This is a genomic window from Kurthia sp. ISK08, from assembly GCF_046159805.1.
Classification (GTDB): domain Bacteria; phylum Bacillota; class Bacilli; order Bacillales_A; family Planococcaceae; genus Kurthia; species Kurthia gibsonii.
In genome coordinates this window covers 195832-207742 of sequence record NZ_JBJXHL010000003.1, presented here as the reverse complement: position 1 = coordinate 207742, position 11911 = coordinate 195832, and the positions used below count along the sequence as shown (strand labels likewise).

Genomic DNA, 11911 nt, shown 5'->3' with positions numbered 1-11911 from the left:
TCCTTTTAGAAAAGAAAAAACTAGCATCACCTGATGAGGCGATACTAGTTTTTCACATTCAATTATTTAACGAATTTATATTCTTTTTCCTTGCCATCATCAAACTCCACTTCTAGTTTGATAGACTTGTAGTTATCATCGATTTTGATATTGTCCATAATTTGTTTCTTCACTTCTTCATCTGATGAGTTTTGGTCAAATGTGAACTTCTCAACAATTGGTTGCATTTCACCTAGAGCTTCATCACCAGTCTTTTTCGTATTGTCACGCTCATCTTCTATCTCTGCAATGTCACCATCGCTTTTTTTCTCGTATTCAAATGTGTAATCACCTTTGTCATACTCAACATCAAGGTCCATTTTTTTGTACGGTTGCTCTGTTACTTTTTCATTCGTTGAGCTATCGTCTTTTGAAGAATCAGTTGAAGATGAATCAGATGACGACGAATCATTTGTAGTATCTGATGCAGGCTCCTCTACTTTTGTTTCTTCTTTCTTCTCATCCTTATCTGTGCTACATGCTGTCAACGATAATGCTAATAATGGAACTGCATAAAGAGCTAATTTTTTATTCATTAATAGTACACGTCCTTTCAATAGCACTTTTCCACATTTTCTTTTTTTAAAACATTTTAGGGCATGTATTTTACTTTATAATTCAAAAACCCTTGTATGATGAATATCTTGAAAATGAATTAAATGAAGCACTTCATCTGAAATTTCCGTTAATTGTCCAGGATGTTTGTTATGTCCAATCAATAATGACATCAAATAAAACTGTTTTTTTTTCTTTTCTGCATTCACCTGTTCGATTACTATTTCCGGAATATGACAGACACCATCCGTAATAAATAATACTTCCCCTTTTGTCGAATGCTTCATAAATTGAATGGCTTGTTGAAGCGGCTTTTCAAAATTGGTTCCGCCGCCAATATACGACTGTGCAAATTGAAGAAATTGAGGGATTTTATATTTCCCTTTTTTAAAATGCTGAATTTGCTGATAATCCACATCACCACTAAATGGAATAAAAACAAAATCTCGACGATCTTGTTTCGCCATACTAAGTAAAGCCATTAAAAAACCTTTTCCTTGTACGTCTAAATCTTGCATACTACTACTCTCGTCATAACAAATAATGAGTGCGCCCTTTTCTTTTTTCGTGCGCTCTTTATAATCATACATGCGGGTTCTTCCGTCTGAAAAACGCACAAGAAAATCAAGTTCTGCTTCAGGTGTTTCAGATTTTAAATACTCAATAGGTAATAAACGCTCTGCTTTTTGTCCTGTTGTTACAGTCCCTTTTAGTATGGAAGCAGTTTTCATTTGAACGCGCTTTTGTTTCGCTGAAATTTTAAACTTTTTCGCCCATTCAGCCATTTTTTGTAGTTCTGATTGCTTTTCTAGTGCATCTGCTAAAGCCAACTGATCATAAATCGGTGTTTGCTGTCTCTCTTGTTTTCGTTGTTGCAAACTACTGAGTAGATCTTCTACATATTCTACTTGTTCTAAAACATGCTGTATCTCTTTTTTAAATGCATCTTCTAATGACTCATCTTCCGGTTGTTCCAGTTGACGTAAAAATAAATAGCCAAATCGTAGTGTCGCAAGCGTCGTAATCAGTTTATCACCCATCGCTTGTTGTAAAAAAAGCGGAAACTCTTGTAGTTCGCTTAGTATTTGTAAAGGAGAAGTCGTTTTAAATTCGGTCTTTCCAGTGTAGAGCATGCACCATACATCACGCACTAACTGCGGTAGTTGTTCATGCTTTTCAACTAATTGTTGCAGTCCTTCATGATGCGTGAGTAAGTCGTTATATGCTTGTATCGTAAATCGGTCGATGTCCATGAGCTGACTATTTAACTCGTTATGCAACTACATCACTTCCTCCGCTATTTTTTCATGTAGTTGTGCTTTCCATTCATTTAACTTTTGCAGTTCTTCTTCTGTTGGTGACTCTGTCATCATTTCTTGTTCGATTTGCTGCCATTTCATTAAAATTGCTGAAGCAAACTGTGCATATTCCTCATATTGAATCATCTCTGCTTGTTTGAGTACGGCATGTTTCGCATCAACTTCCATACGCAAACGATTCAATTGAACAAACAATTGGTCGATGACTGTTTTTGTATAAGGTACAAGTAAATCTTGTACCGTCTCACGATCTTCCGACTCAATCCATAAACAATCTACTAACACACGAAAATCCGACTGCTTCACTTCATTGCGTCCTTGTAAATATGCTTCAGCTTGTAAGATCGATAAACATTGCTTCGTGCGGCGATCAGACACAACAATCCCTGCATCCTTCAATTTAAAATGAATTTCTGTTAACATTTCGATCATCGTCTCTGGAATGTGAACTGCTTTTGTTTCAGCGTGGATAACCTGTATCTCCTCTGCCGTTAGACGCGGTAGTGTAATCTCCTCTGTATTCCCCTGTAACATCTGCATGAAGTGCGCAGGCGTTTGAATCGCTTCTACTTCACGGCGAATTAAAAAGCGATCATACAATGCATTCAAACGGTCTTCTTCTGGAAATTCATTACTTGCACCGATTAATGTGAACAGTGGTGTCGTCAATTCTTCGGTACCATTTTCAAAGCGATGTTCATTCATAATTTTTAATAAACTATTAAGTAAATCAGATGTTGCTTTAAACACTTCATCTAAAAAAGCCACATGTGCTGTTGGGAGCTGTCCTTCAATATTTCGTTCCATAATCCCTTCTTTTAAACGGTCAAAGCGGACGGAACCGAATAATTCTTCTGGTTGTGTGGTCGGTGAAATTAGTCGCTTGAATGTACCATAAGTTATTGGTAATACATACATGAATTGGTCGACAATATTTGATTTCGCAACACCGGGCGCACCAATCAATAGGACATTTTTTTGCGCACAGATACCGAGTAAGATGGCATGAATTTCATGTTGTCGTTCGATAAAGTGTGCATTTAGTTGTTGTTCAATTTGCTGTAATTTTTGTACTTCAGGCTTCATTCTATTTGCCACCTTCTATTCGTTTTAAAAATTGTTCGATTAGGACATGTGTAAAAGCAGGGTACTGCGGATCTTGTTGTATAAAAGCTCGAAGTGCCGCTTCATCCTCTAACCACATCGCTTGAATAGGAATACGGTCAAAATCAAGTTGTCCTTGTTCCTTTTCTGTATAACTACAGGCTAAAAAACGCGGTGTGATATTTGCATAGGCTTCTTTTAACTCGTTATTCTCGACATGAATCGTTGCACCGTATTTACGCTCATCATATTGTACAAATGGAGATGTAGGATTTTGACGTAAATCGTATATCGCATAAATCATATATCGTTTACGCTCTGTTAAATAAGGCAGTGCAAAATCAGAACAGCTTAACTGAAATAAAGGATTATAGCGATAACAAAATAGATGGTCTTCATCTGGGTAAATCCCAAGCCCTTTAATCACGCGACTGTAAGCAAATTCTGTTAGAGCGGTTTTCGTCTTGCCTCGCGTTGTATCACGCACTAAAAATTTCGAAAGATTTAATATGAATCCTGGTACGTCAGCTGTTTTAAACATCGTTTTAAAATCGTATAGTACGTCATATCCCGCAAATAGGTGGTAGTTATACGTGATACCATCATCTGAAACCCCAAGCCAGTCTTGTTGTAAATCTACTTTTTTCAATGTGGGCGTTACATGGAAAATTGTCTCAAACCATGTATGACATGCTGTTAAAAAATCGTCTATATTCTTTTTTTCATTCCAATTTTTTTCAGTGAATGAGAGGAGTGTTTCTTGTTGAACATATACGACTTCTTTCATTAGCCATTCTAAGTAATAGGCTACTTGGTCATATAAAACACGTGCGCTTTCTGCTGAAATGGGTTGTCCAATCACTGCTTCATTTTGCACTAGTTTTACTAGCTCTTTTTCAATCGCTTGATATTGCTGTCTGACGCTACTAGCTGATTGAAAACGTGTCACTTTTTGCTCTAGTGACTGCTTCATCTCCTCTAATTGACGTGGTAAATGCGTCAACATGTGCTGAATAGTTTGTGCATCTAACTGTAGCTGTATACAAGGTATTTGTTTAGGTACGATATAGAAAGGTTGCTGGATTAATTCCTCTGGTTTTATATTTTTTAACCGCGCGGTATCTGCAACCATATAAAATTCATTCAACGAGCTCTTCCTCTCTCATTTGTTTCTTTTAAAGTCACTTTATTATAACAAAAAGAGGAATCACCGTTTAGGCAATTCCTCCAATTCAATTTAAGATTGTGAGAATAGATAAATCATATAAATCACGGCAATTGATAATAATACCGCGATTCCCACTCGAACAGTTGAGATTGGCGCACTGCCACCCACACGACCTGTTTGACCATTCACCATAAAACGATAGAGCTTATCTTTATATTTAAAAGAAGATAACCAAATCGGTAGCATCAAATATTTATACGTAATGTCATCATGTGTTGTCGAAAACGATACATGACCAACAATATCTGCGCCATGTTCAAAGCGAACTTTTGATTTAATCGCTTGTTCGATTTTGTTATGAATACTCGATTTCGCTTCTTCAAAACCTTCATCTAAGTCGATACTATAGCGTTCTGCTAAAAAACCACTGACATATTCAGGTCGGTACCCTTTATTATCTGTTAAACGAAACGGTTCAATTTTGCGCATCATATCGCGATCATATCTTCTCGTTGCACTCACCAATTCATCATCAAAAAACTCTTGATAAACACCGGATGTTGAGTACCAATCTGTTACGATTCGTGTTTCTCCTTCTGCATCACGTACCGTTCGATTAATCCCATACTGCGCAGAGTAATACGAAATCGTTCGTGAATCAAATGTCCAATACGGTAAGTAGACACCTGTAAAAGCATCTGGTTTCGCACTTAACTTCGCCTGTCTCGGTGTAAAAATACGACTACGAATCCATTTATGAAAAGATTCGCCTGCTTCCTTATCCGTCACTTCAAACGTACAAACCCCGTTCGGCGCAAGTGTTTCTTCTGTACTTGCTTCCATCACTTGATGTGAACCACAATACGGACAGGTATCTGCTACTTGGAGCGCATCATAAATCGTTTCTGCCGCACATTCCGAGCAAATAACAGTCTTTTTTTCGACACCCCAGTCAAATCTTCCACGATTTTTTGCGTCGTAAAAATCAAGTTCTTGCGCGCTTCGTTGTTCCTCTTGTTCGGGTTTCGCAATATCTACTTCATAGCCGCAATATGGACAAGAGAGCTTTCCAGTTTTCGGATTAAATTCAACAGAAGCACCACAGGAAGGACATTCCGCATCAAAATCGAGCTTTACTTCTTTCACATCACTCGTCATGCTACTTCCTCCTTAGCGCTCCGTAGGTGTACCACACTCTGGACAGAATTTTGGAGCAGGTGTAGCTGACATTTCATGTCCACATTCGGAACAATGGAATGTTGTAGCGACAGGCTTTTTCTGACCACATTCGGAACAGAATTTACCCGTATTTTCAGCCCCACAAGAACATGTCCACGTCTCAACTTCTGGCTTTTTTTCGCCACATTCCGAACAAAACTTCCCTGTATTTGTATGACCATTCGAACATGTCCATGTTGCTTCATTTGATTCGGGTGCTGCTGGTTGTTGCATACGCTGTTCATGTGCCATTTGATACAGTTGATTTGCATTCATACCGCCTGTATTTTGTGCCATATTCATACCCATGAAGCCGTTCATCGCACCATTTTCATTTTCAGCTGCTTTGACCATCGCTTCTGCTTGCGCACCTGTTAACTGTGCCGCTGCCATTGGAGCATCACGCATAACCGCATTCTTTTGAAGCGTCTTAATCATTTGTTCATCTTCTTCAGAGGCTTTCATCGAGCTAATACCAATCGTACCAATCGCGAGACCACGAGAAGCTGTCCACTTTTCAGATAATACTTGATTGAGCGCATCTGCTAATTCCATCGTATGTGCGGGTACTTCACTGTAACGAACGCCCAGCGCTGAAATTTTTGCAAAGGCAGGTTGTAACGCAGTCATCAATTCTGTTTTTAATTGGCTATCAATTTCATCACGTGTATATTCATTCTCTACATTTCCTACAACATTGACATAGAACAATAATGGATCGACAATGCGATATGAATATTCCCCGTGACAACGAATCGAGATGTCGACATCTAATCCGATATTACGGTCTACTACGCGGAACGGTACAGGTGATGGTGTTCCGTATTTATTCCCGACGATTTCTTTTGTGTTAAAGAAATATACGCGTTGGTCTTTTGCAGGTTCACCGCCAAATGTAAAGCGTTTGCCGACTTCTTTAAATGTTTCTTTTAAGTTTTCCATGAAATCACCGTCATAGAAGACACTTGGTTCTGTCGACATGTCATAGACGTATTCACCCTGTTCTGCACAGACTTCGACTACTTTTCCTTGCTCGACAATCATCATACATTGTCCTTCATTTACTGCAATAATCGAACCGTTTGAAATGATATTGTCATTCCCTTTATTCGAACCACGCTTCGTTGAGCGTTTACGCCCCTTTACGACTAACACATCTTTTGAAAGTCCTTCGCAATAAATATATTCACGCCATTGATCTTCTAAAACGCCTTTCATGGCACCGATTCCAGCTTTTAATAAACCCATCTAACCAACCTCCGTCTTTATATATACTTTTTTATACGATTTTTCGGGAGAAAAGTTCCATTTTAAGAAAAAAAAATAAGCTCGCTCTCGTAAGCGAACTTCAAAGATTAAAATTCAGGATACACTTCAATCATTTCTATGTGATGAATATGTAATTCTGTCTCTTTTTCTGTAGCGATAAAGCTGTTTGGTAGTTGATTCCATTTTGGTGCGATACTCTCTAGTAATTCGTTCACTTGCTTTTCAGAAGCTGCTTTTGCCTCTAATTCAACTGCAAACGTATCTAAGAATGGTTCACACTTCTCTTTTTTTAGCGATAATTTTACTCGCTCACCTAAATTCAATAGTTTCTGCAAATAAGTTGTCGCTTCCACTTCAGTAGAAGCTTGCATGTAGACGCGTATAAACAAAATCAATTCTCCATTCTTTTTTAAATCAGCAAGTACTATCATATCCTAAATTAAAAAAGCATGGAAGAGGTGTTTTACCTCTAACCATACTTTTAAGATATTTGATTCTTTATACCTATACGCGCTCAATAATCATCGCAATTCCTTGACCTCCGCCAATGCAAAGGCTTACAACTGCATAGCGTTCCTGTCTTTCATGCAATGTATGTGCTGCACTCAATAATACACGTGTACCACTTGCACCAACAGGATGCCCCAGTGCAATTGCTCCTCCATGTACATTCACACGATTACGGTCTAATTGTAACTCTTGTTCAACTGCTAAATATTGTGCTGCAAAAGCTTCATTAATTTCAAACAAGTCAATATCATCTATTGTTAAATTTGCACGTACTAAAGCGCGTTTAATCGCGGGTACAGGACCAATTCCCATGTAGTTCGGATCCACGCCAACAGCAGCATACGAAATGATTTTTGCGAGTGGTTGTAATCCTTTTTCTTCTACAGCTTGCCCACTTGCAAGTACAATCGAAGCTGCACCGTCATTAATACTTGAGGCGTTTGCTGCTGTAACAGTACCTTGGCGTTTGAAAACAGGTTGGAGCTGTGCCATCTGTTCAACAGTTGTATCTGGACGAATTTGTTCATCTTGCTCAATTACGCGTGTTCCTTTACGTGTTGGCACTTGAACAGGCACAATCTCACGTGCGAATACATCTGCTTGTTGTGAGGCTGCTGCACGTTCATGTGATAATACCGCATAGGCATCTTGTTGTTCTCGCGTAATCGCATATTTTTCAGCTAAATTTTCAGCTGTCATGCCCATACCCATGCCTGTGTATTGATCGGTTAAAGTAGCTTGTAGCATATCTTCAAATTGAATATTCCCCATTTTTGATGATTGACTGCGCTGTTCAAAATTTGAAAATGGAGCTTGTGACATATTTTCTGTGCCACCTGCTAAAACGATTTGTGATTCACCGAGTTGAATCTCCTGTGCGCCTGAAATAACAGATTGTAATCCTGAACCACATAATCGATTCAATGTGAGAGCAGGTATTTCTTCTGGTAATCCTGCAAGTAACGCAATATGACGCGCTGTATAAGCTGCATCTTTACCTGTCGCAATGACATTCCCGTAAAATACAGCATCAACATCTTCTGGTGCAACTTTCGAGCGATTCAATGCTTCAACAGCTGTTACCGTTCCGAGTTGAATGGCTGATACGGTCGCAAAAGAGCCTGTAAACGCAGTAAAGGCTGTTCGCGCACCTTCAATTAGATACACATCTTCCATACTTGTTCCCCCTTAGTGACGCAATACATGCTTCAATACTTTTCCTGAAGCGTTACGCGGCAATTCATCAATGAATTCAATTTCATACGGTAATTTATACGTTGCGAGCTGTGTCGCACAGTAGGCTAGAATTTCTTCTTCCGATACAGTATTCCCCTCTTTTACGCGAACATATGCCTTTGGAACTTCTCCGTAAACCGGATGCGGAACACCGACAACGGCTGCTTCAAATAAAGCTGGCATTTGATATAATACTTCTTCAATCTCAATTGGATAAATATTTTCGCCGCTTCGAATAATCATGTCCTTTTTACGATCAACAATATATAAATAGCCATCTTCATCTAAGCGGCCTAAATCGCCCGTATATAACCAGCCATCGCGAAGTGCCATCATCGTTTCATCAGGATTTTTTAAATAGCCTTTCATTAACTGAGGACCTTTGACCACAATTTCACCGACATAGCCATTTAGCAGCGCGCCACCAGCACCGTCATCAATCCGAATTTCTGTGTGTGCGAGTGGACGACCAACAGAACCCACTTTTGTTAGTGCATCATCATCTAATAATGTTGTGGCAGCTGGTGAATTCTCCGTCTGTCCATAGAAATTTTGTACTTTAACATTTGGGAAAGCTTCTTTTAAACGTCGAATGAGTTCGTAAGGCATCGGCGCTGCACCATAACCGAATAGACGAAGGGATGAAACATCGTGTGATTCGTCTAAATCATGATTTAAAATAAGTGTGTACATTGCTGGAACACCAAAGAAGAATGTCGCTTTTGTATCACTTAATTGTTGCATAATTTGTTTTGGTGAGAATGCTTTTTCAATGATTAATGTGGCACCCACATAAAAACATGGAACCATAAAGACATGCGCGCCAGCCGAGTGGAATAGTGGTGTACAAATAAATAAACGATCTTCTGACGTCAATTCCATCGGTTCAGACCAGAGTTCCGCTGTTATATAGATGTTTTGATGCGTTAACATGACACCTTTTGGATGCCCTGTTGTGCCAGATGTATAAAGGATCACCGCCACATCAGATGGGTTCATCGTCACATCACGATACTGCGGAGCCATCAATGCTAAATTGTGTAAATCACTTGTCATAATAACTTGTTGGCAGATGTATTCCGTTTTCTCATATGTTTCTTGGAAAACTTCATCCATAATCAATACTTTCACTTCTGAATGATTCAAAATATAGGCAATTTCAGGTGGTGCTAATTTTGTATTGATTGGCATGACGACATACCCTGCAAATTGAATCGCAAAATAAGCGATTGGAAATTGATCCGTGTTCTCCATTAATAAACCGACGAAGTCGCCTTTTTGAAGTGGTAAGCTTTGTAAATAGCCTGCTAAACAAGTGACTTCATTATAAAAAGTGCGATACGTCCATTCAACATCGTGATACACAATTGCTTGATAATCGCCTAATTCCTCAGCATGTTGCTTTAATACATCTTTCATTAACATCATTCCATCCCCTTCCTTCAACTGAATACTCATTCAATATATGTATATTCTAACAATTCAAAAAGAAAATGACAACGAATGACTAAGCAAATAATGTAGTAACTAAGTAAATTGCAGTGAAAACGATAAAAATAGCTGATAGCTTATTCATAATGACAAACGCATAACGCGGCAATTGAAGCTTTTTAAAAATAGCACCGAGAATGACTAACGCTAAGAAAAAACACCATGAAACGACAATACAAGAGATTGCAAAATACCACTGAGCTGCGCCTGTATAAGCTAATGCACTACTGCCAATCACCCCGATTGTATCTAAAATGGCATGTGGGTTTAATAAGGATACAGATGCCGCAAATAGCATTTGCTTTTTCATTGGCATCGAGTAACCTTGTACATCTTGTGGCGGCTCACTGCGCCAAATGCTCCATGCCATATAACTTAAAAATAAAACACCGACACTCATCATCGTAATACGTAGCCATTCAAATTGAAGAACGATTGCGGATACTCCGAAAACTGCGAGTAAAATTAAGAGTGTATCGCATAGTGCAGCGGTAATCCAAGCAGGAAATGCATAAATAAATTTCGGTTGCATAGCCCCTTGATTAAATAAAAAGATGTTCTGCGCACCGAGTGGTAAAATTAACCCGAATGCCAGTAACATCCCATGAATCATTACTTCTAACATATTCCATCCTCCTTTTGTATATATTATACATTTTTTTGAATTTTTATAAACAGCTAGTTTTTCATTATCTAAAAAAAGAGCTTTAGCACAATCTATGCGGAAGCTCCTTTTAGAAATCTTTTATTAACGTAAAACTGAATCGTCTAATCGAATGGTTTCTGTTTTACGTGAACCATTTGATTGAATATTGTCACGAATCTGGATATATGGTGTTTTTAAGTTTTTAAACGTATTCGTCATCAATGCTTCTTTATTGGCTTTCGATAAATCTGCAAACACTTTTTTCGTTGTGCCTCCACCAGTATTTGAGAATGTGAAGAACATCATCGAGATGGCCATATAGTTAAATGTATTGTTGCGGATTATCGGGTTTTTTGTTCCACTCGCCGCAATACCTTTTACTACTTCATTACGCTTATTTTTCGAACTCATTGTAAATGTATTTTTCTCAATGACAGCATTCGACCAGTTGAGCGCACGAATATAGTCACTACGCAAATTCACCATTTTATTTTGACGAATTGTTATACGGTCATGTAATTTTTTATACGAATATTTATGTGTACCTACAGCACGTGGAATATCCTCAAATGTATTATTTTCAATCAATACATGACTATTTGGTTGTGCATCAAATTTACTCCACTCCTGACTCCATCCTTTTGTTGAACGATCTGGTGTATCCAGATTAATTGCTTCTTTTACCGAAATAAGGGGGTCTTTTGCATATTTAAATGTTGAATTTTTTACTGTTACATTTTTGGAAGCATCCATTTCAATAAAATGCGCATAATTCATATGACGAAATTGAATGCGGTCTACTAAAACATTCTGATTATGCCCCATAATAATACCAATACCTTTTTCAACATAATTTAGATCAATTGTTGCGGTACCTTTACCTATGAATTGAATATTTTTCTCTCCATTATATTTACCGTAAACACCTTTTTTACTTGATTTTGAAGGTGCAATTAATTGGAACATGGAACTAGCCGCCTTAAACTGGCTTGTACCTGTCTTTGTTCCTTTTACTAACTTTGCTCCATTTTCAAGTTGAATGGTCACATTAGAAGGAACATAGAGTGTATTAGAAATTGTGTATGTTCCCTTTTTTAAGATGAGTTTTCCACCTTTTGTTTTTTCAAAACGTTCTAAATAGGAACGTAATACATAATAATGTTTTGTATGTTGGTTATATGTACTATATTTACTATACGTTACATTGTATGGCTTACTGCTCGGTGTAATTATGTAAGTAGGTGTTTTAGCTTTTGCCTCCATCTGTGTATTTAGTACTAAAAAGACCATAATCATACTAAATACAATAAATAGAGACAGATGATGCTGTTTTTTCATGTGAACGCTCCTTTTTAT

11 protein-coding genes are annotated in these 11911 nt (G+C 38.0%); all 11 read right to left on the bottom strand.

Going from position 1 to position 11911, the window contains the following annotated elements:
• Window positions 1-62: 62 nt before the first annotated feature.
• On the bottom strand, window positions 63-575 hold the full coding sequence (locus tag ACKVQX_RS07645) for a YusW family protein (protein ID WP_156422360.1): 513 nt from the start codon (window positions 573-575) through the stop codon (window positions 63-65).
• Window positions 576-650: 75 nt separating this feature from the next.
• Window positions 651-1874 carry a VWA domain-containing protein gene (locus ACKVQX_RS07640; protein ID WP_068453693.1) on the bottom strand — a complete coding sequence of 408 codons (1224 nt, stop codon included), beginning with the start codon at window positions 1872-1874 and terminating at the stop codon, window positions 651-653.
• A complete protein-coding gene (locus ACKVQX_RS07635) occupies window positions 1875-2999 on the bottom strand; it encodes an AAA family ATPase (RefSeq protein WP_068453695.1) in 1125 nt (374 codons plus the stop codon). It lies immediately after the preceding gene.
• Between the two features lies 1 nt (window position 3000).
• On the bottom strand, window positions 3001-4164 hold the full coding sequence (locus ACKVQX_RS07630; protein ID WP_068453697.1) for a hypothetical protein: 1164 nt from the start codon (window positions 4162-4164) through the stop codon (window positions 3001-3003).
• 90 nt (window positions 4165-4254) lie between these two features.
• A complete protein-coding gene (locus ACKVQX_RS07625) occupies window positions 4255-5343 on the bottom strand; it encodes a hypothetical protein (protein ID WP_409136165.1) in 1089 nt (362 codons plus the stop codon).
• A gap of 12 nt (window positions 5344-5355) precedes the next feature.
• Window positions 5356-6651: an SPFH domain-containing protein gene (locus ACKVQX_RS07620; protein WP_068453701.1), complete on the bottom strand. Its 1296-nt coding sequence runs from the start codon at window positions 6649-6651 to the stop codon at window positions 5356-5358.
• A 107-nt stretch (window positions 6652-6758) separates the two neighbouring features.
• Window positions 6759-7061 (bottom strand): hypothetical protein, encoded by a 303-nt coding sequence (locus tag ACKVQX_RS07615; RefSeq protein ID WP_141273879.1) that lies wholly within the window; start codon window positions 7059-7061, stop codon window positions 6759-6761.
• A 115-nt stretch (window positions 7062-7176) separates the two neighbouring features.
• Window positions 7177-8358, bottom strand: a complete 1182-nt coding sequence (locus ACKVQX_RS07610) for a thiolase family protein (protein WP_068453704.1) — start codon at window positions 8356-8358, stop codon at window positions 7177-7179.
• Window positions 8359-8370: 12 nt separating this feature from the next.
• The gene (locus tag ACKVQX_RS07605) at window positions 8371-9843 is read right to left on the bottom strand and encodes a class I adenylate-forming enzyme family protein (RefSeq protein WP_409136206.1); all 1473 of its coding nucleotides are present in this window, start codon (window positions 9841-9843) and stop codon (window positions 8371-8373) included.
• Window positions 9844-9925: 82 nt separating this feature from the next.
• On the bottom strand, window positions 9926-10534 hold the full coding sequence (locus tag ACKVQX_RS07600) for a LysE family transporter (protein WP_087680486.1): 609 nt from the start codon (window positions 10532-10534) through the stop codon (window positions 9926-9928).
• A gap of 123 nt (window positions 10535-10657) precedes the next feature.
• Complete coding sequence (locus ACKVQX_RS07595) at window positions 10658-11893, bottom strand: right-handed parallel beta-helix repeat-containing protein (protein WP_325921149.1); 1236 nt, start codon at window positions 11891-11893, stop codon at window positions 10658-10660.
• Window positions 11894-11911: the final 18 nt, after the last annotated feature.